Below are 17,853 nucleotides of genomic sequence, written 5' to 3' on the forward strand. Positions count from 1 at the left end.
AAACCCCGTCAGACCGCAGCCCCGCGCCGCCTCCAAAACCGAAGGTGACACGCGCGTCAGCTCCGCCAACGCCGTCTCAAAAACCGGAAGAAGGCATACAAAACAATGCGATCGAAGCCGCTACACCTTAGCACGCAGAGATCGGGGAAGGGGTTCAGCTCCTGCAGCCGCGTGCCAAGCGGATGGTGAGCGCGGTGGGACTCGAACCCACGACCACATGATTAAAAGTCACGTGCTCTACCAACTGAGCTACGCGCTCGCTCGAGGAGCCAATTTATGGCTTCGCTGGTGCCGCGAGACTTAGGACGGCTGCTATCGGCAGGTCAACCAGCTAAAGCGTCGCCGTTTGCGTCGTCGCTCGAAGGCCAGCTAAGTCAGGGCCCAGTTCCTCATATCGTAGGAGTGCTGTTTGGTCGATTTCGGTTATGGTGTGGCCTTGCTCGCTGGAGCGCTTTCATTCCTATCTCCCTGCGTCCTTCCTCTCGTTCCCCCTTACCTCTGCTATATGGCCGGCGTATCGAGCGAAAGTTTGCAAACGGGCGATCGACTCGCAGGTGACGCTCGACACCGGCTTTGGGGGACAGCTCTACTATTTGTCCTGGGCTTCTCGACGGTCTTCATTCTTTTGGGCGTGGGCGCGAGCTCGATTGGCCTGTTGCTGCGTCAAAACCTGCATTGGCTTGGAATCTTGGCCGGTCTCGCGATCATCGCGATGGGACTCAACTTCCTCGGAATTCTCCACCTAAATTTCCTCTCACAGGAACGAAGGTTCCAAGGTGGTAAACCGCAGAGCTATGTTGGCTCCTACATCATGGGGCTCGCCTTCGCCTTCGGCTGGACACCTTGTATCGGGCCTGTCCTGGGGACCATCCTCGGATTGGCAGGCGCACGACAGACGGCTCAGGAAGGCGCGTTGATGCTGGCTTTCTACTCCGGCGGTCTCGGCATTCCCTTTCTTTTGACGGCCTTGTTCTCCGGCTTCATCCTTTCCCGGTTCCAGCGTTTGAAAGCGCATATGCGTCGCGTCGAACAAGCAATGGGTGCTCTTCTGGTGATGACCGGCATCTTGTTCCTGACCGGAGGGATGCAAGCAATATCCTTCTGGCTCCTCGAAACCTTTCCAGCTCTCCAAACGATCGGTTAAAGGGCGTTCCATTGGAGCGCGTCCGCTCCGGGTCAGGAGCCGAGGCGAACCCACATGAATCGACGTAGTCTCGCTATCGTTCTCGCGGCCGGTGAGGGAAGCCGCATGCGATCGGCAAAGGCTAAGGTTCTACACGAGGTCGCCGGTTTGCCGCTTGTGGCGCACGCCGTATCGGCGGCGCGGCACGCGCAATCGGATAGCGTATGCGTCGTTGTCGGTCGCGATGCGGAACCGGTGAGGCGCCTCGTGACGCGACTGGATCCATCGATCCGTTGCTATGTCCAGGTCGAACGGCTTGGCACTGCGCACGCGGTCCTCAGCGCGCGAGACGCAATCGCCGACGGGTGGGACGACATTCTCGTGCTGTTCGGCGATACGCCGCTCGTGAGCAGCACGACGCTTGCCCGCGCGCGTCAAGCCTTGGCCGACGGAGCTTCGGTTTGTGTTGTCGGTTTCCGAACGCCCCGTCCGACGGGATATGGTCGTTTGATCATGTCGGGCGACGAGCTCCTCGCCATTCGTGAGGAGAAGGATGCGAGTGATACCGAACGGGCAATCCAATTATGCAACGCCGGCGTCATGGCCATTGCAGGCCCCCAGGCACTGGAACTTCTAGATGCCGTCGACGCGCAGAACGCGAAGGGCGAGTTCTATCTGACGGACGTCGTCGCGATCGCGAAGGCGAGGGGACTGTCCGTGAAAGTCACCGAGTCGCCGTTCGAGGACGTGCTCGGCGTGAATACGCGGGCGGAACTCGCGACGGTCGAGGCCATATGGCAGGATCGCAAGCGCCGCGAACTGATGCTCGCCGGTGTTACGCTTGTCGCGCCTCAGACCGTGTTCTTGTCTCATGATACGCTAATCGAGCCCGATGTCGTTGTTGAGCCGAATGTGGTTTTCGGTCCGGGTGCTCGAGTCGCATCGGGCGCCGTGATCCATGCGTTCAGTCACATCGAAGGTACTGCAATTGAGGCAGGTGCATCGATTGGTCCCTTCGCACGGCTGCGTCCGGGCACCTCGGTCGGACAGGATGCCAAGGTCGGGAACTTCGTTGAGACCAAAAGCGTCGAGATCGGTCGCGGTGCGAAGGTGAGTCATCTCACCTATCTCGGCGACGCCTCGATCGGAGCTGATACAAACATCGGTGCTGGGACGATCACCTGTAATTACGACGGCTTTAACAAATACCGTACGGTTGTTGGCTCCGGTGCCTTCATCGGATCGAACGCATCGCTCGTCGCCCCCGTACGGATCGGAAACGGGGCTTACGTCGCATCGGGCAGCGTCGTGACCGAGGATGTGCCGGACGACGCTCTGGCACTCGGTCGCGCCCGTCAGGTGACCAAGGAAGGGCGAGGACGGTTGATCAACGAGCGCAATGCTGCTCGCAAGGCGTCGAAAACCTGACGCTCGGCAATCCGTAATCTCTTTCATGCAACCTGTGCCGCGCGCGACCAGCAGGAGTAAACCTCACCATGTGTGGTATCATCGCCATCATCAGCCGCGAACCCGTGGCAGGCCGGCTTGTCGATGCCCTGAAGCGGCTTGAGTATCGAGGATACGATTCAGCCGGCGTCGCGACGCTGATCGACGGGGAACTGCATCGCCGACGCGCCGAGGGCAAGTTGCGCAACCTCGAGGCCCGACTGGCTGAACAGCCGCTCTCTGGAACGATCGGTATCGGTCACACCCGCTGGGCGACACACGGGGTTCCCAACGAGACGAACGCGCATCCGCACGCCACGGCACGACTGGCCATTGTGCATAACGGCATCATCGAGAATTTTCGCGAGTTGAAAGCTGAACTCGAGGCGGACGGCTACCGGTTTGCAAGCGAGACCGACAGTGAGGTCGTCGCCGCTCTGGTGACGCGAGAGATGGATCGTGGTGCCGACGAAAGGTCCGCGGTTGCCGCATCACTCCGTCGCCTCGAAGGGGCCTACTCGTTGGCCTTTCTCTTCAGGGGGAACGCTGACCTTCTGATCGGCGCGCGGCGCGGCAGTCCGTTGGCGCTCGGCGAGGGCGACGGCGAGATGTTCCTCGGCTCGGATGCGATCGCGCTCTCGCCCTTCACCGACGCTGTTCGATACCTTGAGGACGGTGACTGGATCGTCGTCAGCCATGGCGGCCATGAGATCTTCGACGCCGAGGACCATCCTGTCGAGCGACCGTTGCGCCGCTCCACGGGCAAGGCCTTCTATGTCGATAAAGGCAACCATCGGCATTTCATGCAGAAGGAGATCTACGAACAGCCGGAGGTGATCGGCCATACGCTCGGCGCGTTCGTTGATATGACGAGCGGGCGATCGCGCATTCCCGGCGGGCAACGCTTCGACTTCTCCGCCGTCCGCCGCATCGCCCTGTCCGCATGTGGAACGGGATACTACGCCGCGCTTGTCGGTCGATACTATTTCGAGCGCTATGCCCGCATCGCCTGCGACCTCGATGTGGCGTCCGAGTTCCGCTATCGCGAGAGCCCTCTCGACGACGTCGATCTCGCGCTCTTCGTTTCCCAGTCGGGCGAGACAGCCGATACGCTGGCCTCGCTGCGACACGCGCGGGATGCCGGCATTCGAACGGCAGTCGTCGTCAACGTGCCGGAGTCGACGATGGCGCGGGAGGCCGATCTCGTGTTCCCGACGCTTGCCGGTCCGGAGATCGGTGTTGCCAGTACCAAGGCCTTCACCTGTCAGTTGACGGCGTTGGCCGCCCTTGCGGTGCGCGCCGGCGTCGATCGTGGGACGATCTCTGGCGATGGCGAACTCGAGCTGACTCGTGCGCTTGCCGAATTACCGCGTCTGGTGAACGAGGCGTTGCATCGGGAGGATCAGATCGAGCTGTTGGCGCGGGATATGGCGAACCATCGCCATGCCCTCTTCCTGGGCCGCGGCTTCTCGTTCCCGCTTGCAATGGAGGGTGCGCTCAAGCTGAAGGAGATCAGCTACATCCACGCCGAAGGCTATGCGGCCGGCGAGTTGAAGCATGGGCCGATCGCCCTCATCGACGACACGATGCCCGTCGTCGTCGTCGCGCCGCACGACAGGGTCTTCGAGAAGACCGTATCGAACATGCAGGAGGTCGCCGCCCGGGGCGGGAAGATCATGCTGATCACGGACGAGTCGGGCACAAAGGCCGAGGCGATCCGTAATGCGCGGGTCCTGACGCTGCCGGACATGCCGGAGATCCTGACGCCGATCGTCTACTCCGTTCCGCTTCAACTGCTTGCGTATCACACGGCCGTGCAGATGGGGACGGACGTCGATCAACCCCGCAACCTCGCGAAGTCGGTCACGGTCGAGTGAGATTCAGCCGGCGCGTAGCAGACGAACAGCATCGTCCTTCCCGAAGAGGTACATCAGGATGCGGACCGCCTCGCCGCGAGGCGAAGCGAGTTCGGGATCTTGATTGAGAAGGAAGCGGGCGTCGTTTCGCGCGATTTCCAAGAGGTCCGCGTGCTCGTCCACGCGGGCGATGCGGAAGCTCTGGACGCCGGACTGCCGCGTGCCGAGAAGATCACCCTCGCCGCGCAGCTTTAAGTCCTCCTCCGCGATGCGGAAGCCGTCCTCGCTCTCGCGCATCACTGCGATGCGCGCCTTCGCAGTTTCGCCGAGCGGCGCCTTGTAAAGGAGGACGCAGGACGATGCCTTGCTGCCGCGCCCGACCCGGCCGCGTAATTGGTGCAGCTGCGACAGGCCGAAGCGCTCGGCATGTTCGATCACGATGATCGAAGCGTCGGGAACATCCACGCCGACCTCGATGACCGTCGTCGCTACCACGACGCACGTCTGGCCGGACTTGAAGTCCGCCATCGCACGGTCCTTCTCCTCGCCCGACATGCGGCCATGAACGAGCCCGACGCGCTCGCCGTAGAATTGACGCAGGACCTCCGCACGCTCCTCGGCCGATGTCAGTTCGCTCTTGTCGGACTCCTCGACGAGGGGGCAGACCCAATAGACCTTATCGCCCTCGTCGATGGCCCGGCCGATACGGGCGACGATCTCATCGAGGCGCTCCAAAGGCACGGCGACCGTCGTGATCGGCTTTCGTCCCGCAGGCTTCCCGTGAAGCCGCGACACGTCCATGTCGCCGAAGGCGGCAAGGACCAGGGTCCGCGGAATAGGAGTTGCGGTCATGACGAGAAGATCCGGGGCGCGCCCCTTGCGTGTAAGCGTCAGGCGTTGGTGGACGCCGAAGCGGTGCTGTTCGTCCACGACCACAAGACCAAGGTCGTGGTAGGCGACATCATCCTGGAAAAGGGCGTGAGTGCCGACTACGACGTCGATCTCGCCGTTCGCGATGGCTTCCAGCTTCGCGGCGCGGGTCCGTCCGTTATCGCGGCCCGTCAGCAGTGCGATCGAGAGACCGGCGGCATCACACCAACGCGTCAGGCCTGCGAAATGCTGGCGCGCCAGGATTTCGGTCGGCGCGAGCAGGGCCGACTGGGCGCCGGACTCCTTGGCGGCCGCCATAGCCAGAAGGGCGACCACCGTTTTGCCAGCGCCGACGTCGCCCTGCAACAACCGCAGCATGCGATCGGGCTTGGCCATGTCGGCATGAATCTCGCGCAACGCGTCTCGCTGCCCGTCGGTGAGTTGGAACGGCAAGGCAGCCTCGGCGCGCACACGAATGGTGCCATCGCCGCCGAGCGACCGGCCGCTCGCCTTCCGCATGCGTTGCCGAGAGAGCGCGAGCGCCATCTGGCTGGCGAGGAATTCGTCGTAGGCCAAGCGCCTGAAGTGCGGGTTCTGCGGCGATAGGTCGGCCTGATCTTCGGGGCCGTGAAGTGCCAGGATCGAGGCTGCGAAACTCTCGAACTTCTCCCGTGCGACGACGCCCGGTTCGATCCATTCGGGAAGGGCCGGCAGTTGCGGCAGGGCGTTACCGATCGCCTTACGGAGAACCTTGCCGGTGAGGCCGGCCGTCATCGCGTAGACGGGCTCTACGAGCGGCAGGCTCGCCGCCTTTTCCGCGTCGCCGACGAAGTCGGGATGGATCATCGACGCACGTCCATTGAACCATTCCACCCGCCCTGACACCAGGAGCGTTGCGCCGATGGGAAGAAGTGTCTCCAGCCATTGCGGTTTCGCGCGGAAATAGGTGAGCGCAATCTCGCCTGTCGCATCATGCGCCATGACGCGAGCCGGTTGGTTTCGGGCCTCGCGCGATGGCATGACGTGGCGATCGATCCGCAGTTCCAGTGTGACCAGCGTCCCGGTCGGCGCCGACATGATCTCCTCGCGGCGGCGCCGATCGATGAGGCCAGTGGGCAGATGGAAGAGGAGATCGCGTACGCGCGCCTCGCTCGCCCCGGGCGCCGTGACCAGTCCGTCCATGAGCTTGGCGACCTTCGGGCCGACGCCGGGCAGCACCGAGACGGGGGCGAACAGGGGATCGAGCAATGAGGGTCGCATGCGGGGTGTTTATCGGCCGCGCCTTCCGCGGCCAAGGCTGACACTGCCGGAACCGCTGACTATATGCAGGGTTCAGCTGGGCGGCGCCATAAATGGCACGAAGGAATGGATCGTCGACATGACGGGAATGACGCGCTCGTCGGAAGGTTTGGACCTTCGGCGCCGGAAGGCACTCTATCACGCATGGCATCGCGGAACGCGCGAGATGGATCTCGTGCTGGGCCGATTTGCCGACGCTGAGATCCACAATCTGGACGACGGCGAGCTCGGCGTGTTCGAACTCCTGATGGAGGCGCCGGACCGCGATCTCTTCTCCTGGATGACCGGTTCCGCCGAGACGCCGGCGAACTACGACACCCCGGTCTTCCGGCGCATACGAAGCTTCTACGAATTGCAGGACCAGACAAGCGCATGAGCACGGCGGCGGTTCTCCAGAAGGCGCTCAAGAAGGGCGGCGGCCTGCGGATCGGCAACGTCCTCGACGGCTACGAGGCGTTTCTGCTGGCCGAGATCGTGCGGCAGCGCGGGCACGGCGGGCCGATCGTCTTCGTTCTGCGCGACGGCAACCGCATGTCGGAGCTTGAGGACGCGTTGCGCTTTGTGGCGCCCGATCTTCCCGTGCTCACGCTGCCCGCCTGGGACTGCCTTCCCTACGATCGTGTCGGTCCGTCGTCCGAAGCGGCTGCACGACGCCTGTCCGCGATGTCCGCGATCGGCGCGCTCAGGCGCGAGCCGCACCGTGCGCTGATCCTGACGAGCGCGAACGCACTTCTGCAACGCATGCCGCCGCTCAAAGTCCTTGAGGACGAGACGATAGCCGCAAAGTCCGGCGGTCGCATCTCAATGGACCATATCGTGCGCGTTCTGCAGCGCGGCGGTTTCGAGCGCACGACGACGGTTCGCGAGCGGGGAGAGTTCGCGGTTCGCGGCGGCATTCTCGATCTTTTCGCACCGGGCGACGAAGAGCCGGTGCGCCTCGATTTCTTTGGCGATACGCTGGAGTCGATCCGCACTTTCGATCCGGCGACGCAACGCACCAGCGGCCAGCGCAAAAGCTTCGAGCTCGCGCCGGTTTCCGAAGTGACGCTGAAGGACGAGACGATCTCGCGCTTCCGCTCGAACTACGTCAAGCGCTTCGGCGCGCCCTCGCGCGAGGATGCGCTCTACACGTCGATCAGTGATGGTCGCCGCTTCTCGGGCATGGAGCACTGGCTCCCTCTGTTTTACGAGAGCGTCGAGACACTGTTCGACTATGTCGCGGGCTTCACCTTGGTCCTCGATCACCTCGTGGTCGAGTCGGTCGCCGAGCGTCGCAAGCTCGTTCTCGACTACTACGATGCACGCCGGCGTGGTGTGGCGGAAGGCAGTGCCGAGGCCGTTCCGTACAATCCGCTGCCGCCGCAGGAACTCTATCTGACGGAGGAGGAACTGACCGAACGGCTGGCCGCAGCCGATCCGATCCGCCTGTCGTCCTATGCGGTGACCGACGCTGGCTTCCAGACCGATGTCGTGAACCTCGACGTTCATCGCGGCCGAAACTTCGCGAGCGAGCGCCAAGCCGGCGACGTGAACGTCTTCGGCGCAGCCGTCGATCACATCGCGGCACTGCGGGCGAACGGCAAGCAGGTGATCCTCGCTGCGTGGTCTGAGGGCTCGCGCGAGCGTCTGACGCAGGTTGTCGAAGAGCACGGGCTCGGCAACATCAAGCCGGTCGACACTCTCAAGCAGGCGCTTGAGGTCGGACGCAACATCGTCGCCACAGCCGTTCTCGGCATCGAAGCCGGCTTCGAAACGGATCGGATCGCGGTCGTCGGCGAGCAGGACATCCTCGGCGACCGACTCGTCCGTCGTGGACGACGCAAGAAACGCGGGTCGGATTTCATCTCCGAGGCGACCGGGCTCGACGAGGGCGACATCGTCGTGCACGTCGATCATGGCATCGCGCGCTTCGTCGGGCTGCGATCGATCGAGGCCGCTGGCGCCCCGCACGACTGCCTTGAGCTTTCCTACGCCGGCGGCGACCGCCTCTTCCTTCCAGTCGAGAACATCGAGCTGCTGTCGCGATACGGGGGAGAAGGCTCCGATGCCGTGCTCGACAAGCTAGGCGGCGGTGCCTGGCAGGCGCGCAAGGCCAAGCTCAAGAAGCGCCTGCTCGACATGGCCGGTGGTCTGATCCGCATTGCGGCCGAACGCCAGATGCGCGGTGCACCGAAGTTGGTGCCGCCCGACGGTCTGTGGGGCGAGTTCCAGGCACGTTTCCCCTACGAGGAGACCGAGGACCAGCTCAACGCCATCGACGCCGTGGCGGACGATTTGTCGGCTGGCAAGCCGATGGACCGCCTCGTTTGCGGCGACGTCGGCTTCGGAAAGACCGAGGTGGCGCTTCGCGCCGCTTTCATTGCGGCGATGAACGGTCTGCAGGTCGCGGTCGTCGTGCCGACGACGCTTCTGGCACGTCAGCATTTCAAGACGTTCACGGAGCGCTTCCACGGCCTTCCGCTCAACGTCGTGCAAGCGTCGCGCCTCGTGACCACGAAAGAGCTGAATGAGAACAAGAAGGGCCTTGCCAACGGCACGGTCGACATTGTGGTCGGCACTCACGCCCTTCTCGGCAAAGGCGTCGAGTTCAAGAACCTCGGCCTCCTTATCATCGACGAGGAGCAGCACTTCGGGGTCAAGCACAAGGAGCGGCTGAAGGAGCTGAAATCGGACGTTCACGTCCTGACGCTTTCGGCGACCCCGATCCCGCGCACGCTGCAACTGGCGCTTACCGGTGTTCGGGAGCTCTCGCTGATCACGACGCCGCCGGTCGATCGTATGGCGGTGCGAACGTTCATTGCGCCCTTCGATCCGCTCGTCGTCCGCGAAACGCTTCTGCGCGAGCGCTATCGTGGCGGCCAGAGCTTCTACGTGGCACCGCGTCTGTCGGACCTCGCGGGCATCCGCGAATTCCTCGAGGAGCAAGTGCCCGAGGTGAAGGTGGCGCTTGCTCACGGCCAGATGCCGGCTGGTGAACTCGACGACATCATGAACGCCTTCTACGAGGGTCAGTACGACGTCCTGCTCTCGACGACGATCGTCGAATCCGGCCTCGACATTCCTTCCGCCAATACGATGATCGTGCACCGTGCCGACATGTTCGGCCTCGCCCAGCTCTATCAGCTGCGCGGGCGCGTCGGGCGTTCCAAACAGCGTGCCTATGCGTTAATGACGATCCCCGCCAACAAGACGCCGACGGCCGGCGCAGATCGCCGCCTCAAGGTGCTCCAGTCTTTGGATACGCTCGGTGCAGGTTTCCAGCTTGCGAGCCACGACCTTGACCAGCGCGGCGCCGGCAACCTCCTCGGTGACGAGCAGAGCGGCCATGTGAAGGAGGTCGGCTTTGAGCTCTACCAGCAGATGCTGGAGGAGGCCGTCGCGGAGATGAAGGGCGTCGAGCCGGAGAACGATGGCTCTTGGTCGCCGCAGATCACGCTCGGTACGGCGGTGATGATTCCGGACACCTACGTGCCGGACCTGCAGCTTCGCATGACGCTCTACCGGCGGCTTGCCGAGCTGACCGAAGCCCGAGAGATCGATGCCTTCGGTGCGGAACTGATCGATCGCTTCGGCGCGCTGCCGACCGAGGTCGAGCACCTGCTCAAGGTCGTCTTCATCAAGTCGCTTTGCCGTCGTTCGAATATCGAGAAGCTCGACGCAGGACCGAAGGGCCTCGTCGTGAACTTCCGCGACAAGTCCTTCAGCAATCCAGCTGCACTCGTGCGGTACATCGGTGAGCAGGGCACGCTGGCGAAGATCAGGCCGGATCAGTCAATCGTGCTGATCCGCGATTGGCCGAAGCCCGAACAGCGGCTCAACGGCGCGGCGACCATCGTCACGCAGCTTGCGCGCTTCGCCGACGACACGATGAAGAAGGCCGCCTGAGGCGGCCTTCAGTCCTCCGCCCGTTCGTCCCAGAAGGCCGGCAGATAGAAGCCGGTGAGCGGCGTCTTTTGGGGATGCTGGATGAAGTGCCAACGGGCCAGCCACTGTTCCCCGATGTAGTAGAGGGGAATGACGTAGTGGCCGGAGATCAGGACGCGGTCGTAGGCTCGGACCGCGGCTAGATAATCCTCGCGCGTCCGCGCCGACGTCATGGCCGCGATCATCGCGTCGACGGCCGGGTCGGCAACGCCAGCGTAGTTGAACGAGCCAGGCCGCTCCCGCGCGCTCGATCCCCAGCGATTCACTTGCTCGGTGCCAGGCGACAGCGTTCCGCTAAAGGCGGAAATGAGCATGTCGTAGTCGAAGCTCTGCTTGCGCTTCTGATACTGCGCGTCATCGACCTGCCGGACACGCGCATCGACGCCGATCCGCGCTAGGCTGCGAGCATACCCGAGCGCGATCCGGCTTTCGTTCGCGGTTGCCACCATGATTTCGAAAGACAGGGGCTGTCCGCTCCGATTCACCATACGCCCGCTGTCGAAATGGTAGCCGGCGGTCTCGAGCTGACTAAGCGCCGCGCGCAGCGAGTTACGGTCGCTGCCTGACCCATCCGTGCCGGGTGCGCGCCACGTTCCAGCCAGTACGCCCGGCCCGAGGCTCGCGGCGAACGGACGTAGCAGTGTCTCCTCCCGCGCATCCGCCGGTCGTCCCACACTGGAAAGCTCCGAGTTGTCGAAGAAACTCTCCAGCCGCTGGTACTCGCCGTAGAAGAGATTGCGGTTGACCCATTCGAAATCGAACAAGCGCGAGAGCGCTTCCCGCACGCGCGCGTCCGCGAAGATCGGCCGGCGCGTGTTGAAGAAGAAGGCGTTCAGGTTCGCGGGACGGCCGGTCTCGAAGATCTCCTTGACGACCTCACCCTTTGCAACGGCCGGAAAATCGTAGGCTGTCCGCCAGTGACGCGGGTTGGGCTGGTTGTAGAAATAGACGTAGGTGATACCCTTCTTGAACGCCTCGAACTGCGCGTTCTGATCGCGGAAATATTCCACGACGATCTCATCATAGTTATCGACGCCACGCTTTGTCGGGAGGTCGCGGCCCCAGTAGTCCGGGTTGCGCCGATAAACGATACGCTGACCCGGTTCGACGCGCTCAACGAGATAGGGGCCCGAGCCGATGGGCTTGTCGAGCGTCGTTCGCGCGATCGTCGTCGGATCGAAGGCGCCTTCCGGGATGACCGGAAGGGCGGCGAGAAGCAGGGGAAGCTCTCGGTCCGCCTTTTCGTTGAAGACGAAGCGGACGCCATGCTCGCCGCGCTTCTCGACCCGCGCGACCTTCGAGAGCCAGTTGGAATACTGCGGGCGCACCGATCCCTGCACACGCAGGAGATCGACGGTCGCTAGCACGTCCTCCGGCCGGACCGGCCGGCCATCCGAGAAGCGAGCGGCGGGATCGAGCTGGAACTCGACGAAGCGGCGCTCCGCGTCGGTCTCGACCGACTTGGCGATCAACCCGTAGTAGGTGAAAGCCTCGTCCGCCGACCGCTGCATCAGCGGCTCATAGACGAGATTCCCGAATTCCGGGTCGGCGAAAAGCCCGCGTGCCGCGGTCAAGGCACCCTGTACGCTGACCGGATTCAGATTGTCGAAGGACCCGAAGACGCCGTAGACCATACGTCCACCCTTCGGCGCTGCAGGATCCACGTAGGGAAAGTGATCGAAGCCGTTCGGCAAGGCCGGCTCGCCCTGCATGGCAATTCCGAAATGCGGCTCAGCCTGAACCGAGGCAGTCGCCATCAATGCCGACACGCCGAAGGTCGCGGCGAGAAGCGTATGGCGCAAGCTGGGCGCAAGGCTCGAAACCAACATTTCGCAAGGCGTCTCCGGTCGAAATCGGCCGAAAACTATCGAATCGTCAGCCGCTTGCCTACCGTCTGATCATCCGGCGTCAGCTTCGCGCAGGTCTTCAAACGGCCTTATTTGCAGAAGACCGGACAGGTGGTTATGCAGCCCCGAACCGGCGGACCATGCCGCGCTCCAAAGAAGGACGACCAACCCGTGACAACCCGTTTCAACATTGCCGGCCGTATCGCGATCGTGGCCGGACTGGCCGCGGCCGCTGGAGCGGCCATGTCGGGCGCGGCCGCCGCGCAGCAGCAGGTTCCGGCGGAATGGTTCAAGGTCTGCTCGCCGCAGGGCGACAACAACATCTGCAACACACAATACACGATGATTGCCGACACCCGTCAGCTCATCACCGCGGTGAACCTCATCAACGTCTCGGGGAAGGTCAACCAGAAGGTGCTGCAGGCGGTCGTTCCGACCGGACGTGTCATTCCCGCTGGCGTGCAGCTCCAGATCGACGAGAACAAGCCGCAGGCGCTGAACTATTCGGTCTGCTTCCCGGATCGTTGCATCGCCGAGGTCGAACTATCGGATGCAATCGTCGCGTCCATGAAGAAGGGGAAGATGCTGAAGGTCACCTCGGTGAACTTCCAGCGCCAGCCAAACCCCATCAGCGTATCGCTTACCGGCTTCACGCAGGCGTATGACGGTCCCGCACGAGCCGAGCCCGAACTCGCCCAGCGCCAGCAGCAGCTCAACGAGGCCCTGCAGAGCCAGGCAGAAGCGCGCCGCCAGAAGTTCGAGGACGCGCAGAACAAGGCCAAGCAGACTGCGGCTCAGTAAGGCCGAGCACTGCGCAACCCCATGACCCACGTCAACGGCGGCCTTTCGGTCGCCGTTTCTGTTTTTCGCTGCCACGTCAGTTTCGGCGCGTTTCCTTGAGCCGATACACGCCCTCGAATGGCCCGTCGAACAGTTCGGCGATCTGCGGATGTCGAACAGAACCCCCTTCCGCATCCGGGACAAGGTTCTGCTCCGAAACGTAAGCGACGTATTCGCTTTCCGCATTCTCTGCGAAGAGGTGGTAGAAGGGCTGATCCTTGCGAGGGCGCACCTCTGCTGGAATGGATTGATACCACTCCTCTGTATTGTCGAATTCCGGATCGACGTCGAAGATGACGCCTCGAAACGGGAAGAACCGGTGGCGTACAATCTGGCCAATGAAGAAGCGTGCGGTTTGCGTCGTGTTCGCGCTCATAGCCGTGAGTTAGCGCCCACAGGCGGTGTGCGGCAAGTCATCGTCCGCATGCGATGTCACGGCTATTCGGTACCTACACTGCGGTTGCGGTTTGATCGTCGCGTATACGGAATCGCAGGGAAGACCCCGGACTGACGCCCTCCCGCATCAACGCTCGTCTCAGAAGAGATGAACGGCCCACGATACCGAGCGCGACCGTTCGGGCCGCCTGTATCGGCAGCAAGTCGGTCAGGAGAGACCGATTGAGCCAATCGACGGCTGCGCTGCGCGTGGTGACATCGATCCGGCGTTGACCTTCGTAGTCTGCGAGCATCGCGTTCCCACCGGGGTCGTCCCGATGACGCTTGGCAGCGGCGACCAAGGCGGCGGCATCCCGCAGACCTAAGTTGAGGCCCTGCGCTCCAATGGGGGGGGATACGTGAGCCGCCTCGCCGACCAGCGCTACTCGGGGACCCGTCATGCGTCCAGCGATGGCACCCTGTAGGGGAAACGCCTGCCATCCTTCTTCGACGTCGACGGCACCAAGGATCGAATGCATTCGCTCCTCGACCATACGAGATAGCTCTGCGGGCGTGCCGTTCTCGATCTCGCTGGCGACGTGCGGTGTCTCAACCCATACGAGCGAGGATCGACGCCCGGGCAAAGGGACCGTCGTAAACGGACCAGTACGTGTATGAAACTCCGTCGAAGTACCGTCATGCGTCCGCTCGTGCTGGAAGTTCAGGACGATAGCGGTCTGGGGATAAGCCCATTCGCGGACGGAGATGTGACTGCGCTCGCGTATCGATGATTTGCGGCCATCGGCACCAACAAGAAGGCGGCAGCGCACTGACGCGTCGCCGCACCGGACGGTTGCGTATGCGTCTGATATTTCGATTGAGGCAGCAGGCTCGCTGCGTATCTCGAGCGTGCCTGTGCACCGTTCAGCCGCCGCGCGCAGCGCATCACCAAGATCGGCATTGAGGATGTTGTAGCCGAAAGACGGCAAATCGATCTCGGACGCCCGGAACTCCACGTTTGGTGCCCGAAACAAGCGGCGGGTATCGTCGATGATGCGCATCGCCTCCAACGGTTGAGCGTTCGACAGATGTCTCAGCGGTATTCCCAACCCCTCGAGATACTCGACCGAGTCCCCAATGATCGCCGTGGAGCGGCGATCGAACTGTGCACCAGGGGCGAGTAAGAGCGTGTCCAGGCCGGCCCGTGCCAACCCCAGCGCTGCGGCATATCCGGCAAGGCCACCGCCTACAACGACGGCGTCGCGTCTCGTCTCCATCGGAATTCCCATTCCTTTCGCGCTCGTTTCGCAACGAATGCGCAACTTCGCGTGCCCAATCGAGATACGAGCGATCATGGAGATGACAATAGGAACCGCCCTGCGATACTGACGGCCATGGAATCGTCAAACCGAGCACCCGACGTGGCACCGCGATCAGTGAAATGGCGGGCTTTCTCGGTACATCTACTGACCGCGAGCGGTGCGTTCTGGGCATTCATGTCCATCATCGCCGCGGCAAACGGTCACTGGGTCGACATGTTCGCCTGGCTCGGTTTGGCGCTCTTCGTTGATGGAATCGACGGTCCGCTTGCGCGTCGATTCAACGTGAAGGGCGTACTGCCGAATTGGTCCGGCGACACCCTGGACAACATCATCGACTATTCAACCTACGTCCTCATCCCGGCCTTCGCCCTGTACCAGTCCGGTATCATCGGTCGGCCTTTGAGCTTCGTCGCCGCTGCGTTGATCGTCATTACGAGCGCGGTCTATTATGCGGACACGCGCATGAAGACGAAGGATAACTCGTTCCGGGGGTTCCCGGTCACCTGGAACATGATCGTCTTCACCTTCTTCGCAACCCGACCGAATGAGCTGACAGCATTCCTCTTCGTCGTGTTCTGTTCGGTCGCGACGTTCCTGCCGATCAAGTTCGTTCACCCTGTCCGCTTCACCCGGTTGCGAAGCATCAACCTCGCGGTCTTCGCACTGTGGTCAATCTTTGGCGTTTGGGCCCTCGCGACCTCATTTCAGGCACCGCCGGTTGTGCGGATCGTCATCATGCTGACGGGCCTGTATCTCTTCGTCATCGCAGGCCTCCTTCAGTTGTTGGACTACGTCCGTGTACGCCGTGGATGGGGTCGCTAGGCTATCCCATGTTCGAGCAATGGCGCTCGGCGCAACGCGGATGATCGCAGCACAGCGCAATCGCGAGCTTCAGTGGATGCGAGCGGCTGCAGCCCTTTGCGTCGTCGTGTATCATGCGGGTGTCTACCTCGAACGCTTCACTGGCGACGCGCGCTTCTCGGCTTTGTTCGATGGGCGACTTGGCTTTCTCGGTGTTGCGATCTTCTTCGCGCTTTCGGGATACCTCATGGCGGAAATCCTGCCGCGGACCGATGCCGCAACCTTTCTCCTGCACCGGGTCGTGCGGATCTATCCGGTCTTCCTGCTCGTCTTCGCCACTCTCTACGTGGCTCGCCGAAAATGGGACGACTACGACCTGCTGGCTCTCAGCCTCGTCCCGGTCGGCAGCGGACGTACCTACTATCTCGGCGTGGAGTGGACGCTTCTCTTCGAGGTAACGTTTTACGTCTTTCTCTACCTTGTGGCTTTGGCCGGACTGCAACGTCGCCTTTCACTAATTGCGTTGATTTGGATCGGCGTTGCTGCGATGGGGTCGTGGGCGTTTCCTGCCGTTCAAACCGTTTTGACGCCTACCATTGACCTCGTTCCGTTGATGGCCGTGAATGCTGCATTCGCGGGAGGACTACTGATTCCAACCCTGCGCGAGCGCGCCGTTTTCACGCCGTTCCTCGGCTTGGTCGCGGTTCTCATCTGCTTCTGGTTCGGGACTGGCGGCTTCATAGGCGATCGATGGATTGCGGCTGTCGCTGCCGTTATTTTGGTTGGTTTATGCGTGAGCCTCCGGACCGACGCCACCATGGCGCGACCAATCTCCCTTCGAGCCCTGGACCGATACGGAGACTGGAGTTACGCGCTTTATCTATGTCATGTGCCTTTGATCATCGGCATCATGATCGGCGATCCGCCGATACCAAGCTTGCTACTCTGGGTTTCGGGGATTCTCCTCCCACTTGTCGTGGCCATACCGTTCGGGATTGCGGACGTCTGGTTCTATCGTCATGCCAAGCGCTGGGCGGACAGCCTCGGTAGTAGGCGGCGCAAAACTCTAGCCGCTGGCTACATCATGCTCTTTATCGGGGTTGCTGTGTACGCGACCGTGTTTGGTTTTCATCCCGCGGCGAGTGCGATTCCGACGACGATTGCAACGGACAACTTGCCAAAAGCCACTCTCTCGATCCCCTTGCGACCCGAAGCTGTTCGCTAGTCGTCTTCGTGGACGCGTGACGGATGCGTTGCGATCGCTCGAGCAAACAATGCGGGACCATTCGTCGTCCATCGTCTGCAGGTGAACCTTAGTTGGTGCGAGGAACACTGGATGCATTCAGAGTGATGAAACCGACATCATCCCCGGGTGCATGAATCCAAGACACATCGTTTGAGCGAAGATTGCGTGAAACCGAACACTTTCATGGGACACCCGGAAGCGGCTGCATGAGCGGCGCAACGAGAACTCCATCCATCGAAGAGGTCACGTCGTATTTCATAGAGTCCGGCTCCGATTGACGGTGAGGTCTGGCAGACGCTAAAGCCGGTGACGTCGAACTGTCAGCCCGTACCCGGTTGATCAACGCCCTCATTGGTGATCGCTGGGTAATCAGAGTTGGGGGCGAAGGCACGACCTGGATGGGTGGCCGAGTGGTTTAAGGCAGCGGTCTTGAAAACCGCCGTGCGGGGAACCGTACCGTGAGTTCGAATCTCACCCCATCCGCCAACTGACCCTCCGCAGAAGTCCGCGACGCTCCACAAACGCTTGCAATAGCAGCGTCTTACTGGCCTGCCCCGGTTAGGTGGCCCGGTTTCAATCTAATGCATGGTGGGCTTGCAGGCGACGGTAGAGGTGGCCGGCGAAGCAGGTTGGGGTGGCGCAGCCGGCCACGGCACGGTGGCTGGAGCGGGTGGCCGGTAGCCGAGCGAGGAGTGCGGTCGCTTGGTGTTGTAGTGGCAGCGCCAGCTCTCGATGACGATCCGGGCTTCGGCTAGGCTGTAGAAGATCTCGCCGTTGAGGAGTTCGTCGCGGAGCTTGGAGTTGAAGCTTTCGCAATAACCGTTCTCCCAGGGGCTGCCCGGCTCGATGAACGCGGTCCTGGCCCCGACCGCCGCGATCCACTCGCGAACGGCTTTGGCGATGA

Annotated in this window: 13 protein-coding genes and 2 tRNA genes; 9 read left to right on the forward strand and 6 right to left on the reverse strand. The window is 62.4% G+C overall.

Translation table 11 applies throughout. The features are described 5' to 3' along the window. Positions 1-183 precede the first annotated feature (183 nt). A tRNA-Lys gene (locus tag BLQ76_RS21210) sits at positions 184-259 on the reverse strand. A gap of 150 nt (positions 260-409) precedes the next feature. Here BLQ76_RS21210 and BLQ76_RS21215 point away from each other — a divergent pair. The 3 genes from BLQ76_RS21215 (at position 410) to glmS (ending at position 4,446) form a co-directional block, all read left to right on the forward strand. Next, positions 410-1,144: a cytochrome c biogenesis CcdA family protein gene (locus tag BLQ76_RS21215; RefSeq protein ID WP_090677245.1), complete on the forward strand. Its 735-nt coding sequence runs from the start codon at positions 410-412 to the stop codon at positions 1,142-1,144. A 54-nt stretch (positions 1,145-1,198) separates the two neighbouring features. Beyond that, positions 1,199-2,551: a bifunctional UDP-N-acetylglucosamine diphosphorylase/glucosamine-1-phosphate N-acetyltransferase GlmU gene (glmU, locus tag BLQ76_RS21220; protein ID WP_090677246.1), complete on the forward strand. Its 1,353-nt coding sequence runs from the start codon at positions 1,199-1,201 to the stop codon at positions 2,549-2,551. A gap of 68 nt (positions 2,552-2,619) precedes the next feature. Beyond that, the gene (gene glmS / locus BLQ76_RS21225; RefSeq protein ID WP_090677247.1) at positions 2,620-4,446 is read left to right on the forward strand and encodes a glutamine--fructose-6-phosphate transaminase (isomerizing); all 1,827 of its coding nucleotides are present in this window, start codon (positions 2,620-2,622) and stop codon (positions 4,444-4,446) included. A 3-nt stretch (positions 4,447-4,449) separates the two neighbouring features. Here glmS and recG read toward each other — a convergent pair whose 3' ends face one another. Then, entirely contained in the window at positions 4,450-6,555 is a 2,106-nt protein-coding gene (gene recG / locus BLQ76_RS21230; RefSeq protein ID WP_090677248.1) for an ATP-dependent DNA helicase RecG, read from the reverse strand. A 118-nt stretch (positions 6,556-6,673) separates the two neighbouring features. Here recG and BLQ76_RS21235 point away from each other — a divergent pair, with 118 nt between their 5' ends. Beyond that, positions 6,674-6,970: an FAD assembly factor SdhE gene (locus BLQ76_RS21235; protein ID WP_090677250.1), complete on the forward strand. Its 297-nt coding sequence runs from the start codon at positions 6,674-6,676 to the stop codon at positions 6,968-6,970. Next, positions 6,967-10,479: a transcription-repair coupling factor gene (gene mfd / locus BLQ76_RS21240; RefSeq protein WP_090677251.1), complete on the forward strand. Its 3,513-nt coding sequence runs from the start codon at positions 6,967-6,969 to the stop codon at positions 10,477-10,479. The genes BLQ76_RS21235 and mfd overlap by 4 nt, the downstream gene beginning before the upstream one ends. Positions 10,480-10,487: 8 nt before the next feature. On the opposite strand, the gene BLQ76_RS21245 is transcribed toward mfd, so the two are convergent. Continuing rightward, positions 10,488-12,347: an extracellular solute-binding protein gene (locus tag BLQ76_RS21245; RefSeq protein ID WP_170842720.1), complete on the reverse strand. Its 1,860-nt coding sequence runs from the start codon at positions 12,345-12,347 to the stop codon at positions 10,488-10,490. 261 nt (positions 12,348-12,608) lie between these two features. Here BLQ76_RS21245 and BLQ76_RS21250 point away from each other — a divergent pair, with 261 nt between their 5' ends. Next, positions 12,609-13,166: an invasion associated locus B family protein gene (locus BLQ76_RS21250; RefSeq protein WP_090677258.1), complete on the forward strand. Its 558-nt coding sequence runs from the start codon at positions 12,609-12,611 to the stop codon at positions 13,164-13,166. A gap of 76 nt (positions 13,167-13,242) precedes the next feature. On the opposite strand, the gene hspQ is transcribed toward BLQ76_RS21250, so the two are convergent. Both hspQ and BLQ76_RS21260 read right to left on the reverse strand, forming a co-directional pair. Continuing rightward, positions 13,243-13,581 carry a heat shock protein HspQ gene (hspQ, locus tag BLQ76_RS21255; protein ID WP_090677254.1) on the reverse strand — a complete coding sequence of 113 codons (339 nt, stop codon included), beginning with the start codon at positions 13,579-13,581 and terminating at the stop codon, positions 13,243-13,245. A 73-nt stretch (positions 13,582-13,654) separates the two neighbouring features. Beyond that, positions 13,655-14,935 (reverse strand): UbiH/UbiF family hydroxylase, encoded by a 1,281-nt coding sequence (locus BLQ76_RS21260; RefSeq protein WP_244519771.1) that lies wholly within the window; start codon positions 14,933-14,935, stop codon positions 13,655-13,657. Positions 14,936-14,974: 39 nt separating this feature from the next. On the opposite strand from BLQ76_RS21260, the gene pcsA reads away from it, so the two are divergent. The 3 genes from pcsA to BLQ76_RS21275 all read left to right on the forward strand — a co-directional run bounded on the left by pcsA (position 14,975) and on the right by BLQ76_RS21275 (position 17,435). Continuing rightward, on the forward strand, positions 14,975-15,724 hold the full coding sequence (pcsA, locus tag BLQ76_RS21265) for a phosphatidylcholine synthase (protein ID WP_090677255.1): 750 nt from the start codon (positions 14,975-14,977) through the stop codon (positions 15,722-15,724). After that, a complete protein-coding gene (locus BLQ76_RS21270; RefSeq protein WP_183193266.1) occupies positions 15,699-16,928 on the forward strand; it encodes an acyltransferase family protein in 1,230 nt (409 codons plus the stop codon). The genes pcsA and BLQ76_RS21270 overlap by 26 nt, the downstream gene beginning before the upstream one ends. A 417-nt stretch (positions 16,929-17,345) precedes the next feature. Further along, positions 17,346-17,435 (forward strand) — tRNA-Ser (locus BLQ76_RS21275). Positions 17,436-17,527: 92 nt separating this feature from the next. On the opposite strand, the gene BLQ76_RS21280 is transcribed toward BLQ76_RS21275, so the two are convergent. Continuing rightward, the coding region (locus BLQ76_RS21280) for an integrase core domain-containing protein (protein WP_139184010.1) at positions 17,528-17,853 on the reverse strand (326 nt) is incomplete at its 5' end.

The sequence above is a fragment of the Aureimonas jatrophae genome, from assembly GCF_900104035.1.
Classification (GTDB): Bacteria; Pseudomonadota; Alphaproteobacteria; order Rhizobiales; family Rhizobiaceae; genus Aureimonas; species Aureimonas jatrophae.

Bases quoted from the DNA above. Each gene is read 5' to 3' on its own strand.
- glmU (WP_090677246.1), top strand. From the start codon at position 1,199: ATGAATCGACGTAGTCTCGCTATCGTTCTCGCGGCCGGTGAGGGAAGC.
- glmS (WP_090677247.1), top strand. From the start codon at position 2,620: ATGTGTGGTATCATCGCCATCATCAGCCGCGAACCCGTGGCAGGCCGG.
- recG (WP_090677248.1), bottom strand. From the start codon at position 6,555: ATGCGACCCTCATTGCTCGATCCCCTGTTCGCCCCCGTCTCGGTGCTG.
- BLQ76_RS21235 (WP_090677250.1), top strand. From the start codon at position 6,674: ATGACGGGAATGACGCGCTCGTCGGAAGGTTTGGACCTTCGGCGCCGG.
- mfd (WP_090677251.1), top strand. From the start codon at position 6,967: ATGAGCACGGCGGCGGTTCTCCAGAAGGCGCTCAAGAAGGGCGGCGGC.
- BLQ76_RS21245 (WP_170842720.1), bottom strand. From the start codon at position 12,347: ATGTTGGTTTCGAGCCTTGCGCCCAGCTTGCGCCATACGCTTCTCGCC.
- BLQ76_RS21250 (WP_090677258.1), top strand. From the start codon at position 12,609: ATGTCGGGCGCGGCCGCCGCGCAGCAGCAGGTTCCGGCGGAATGGTTC.
- hspQ (WP_090677254.1), bottom strand. From the start codon at position 13,581: ATGAGCGCGAACACGACGCAAACCGCACGCTTCTTCATTGGCCAGATT.
- BLQ76_RS21260 (WP_244519771.1), bottom strand. From the start codon at position 14,935: ATGATCGCTCGTATCTCGATTGGGCACGCGAAGTTGCGCATTCGTTGC.
- pcsA (WP_090677255.1), top strand. From the start codon at position 14,975: ATGGAATCGTCAAACCGAGCACCCGACGTGGCACCGCGATCAGTGAAA.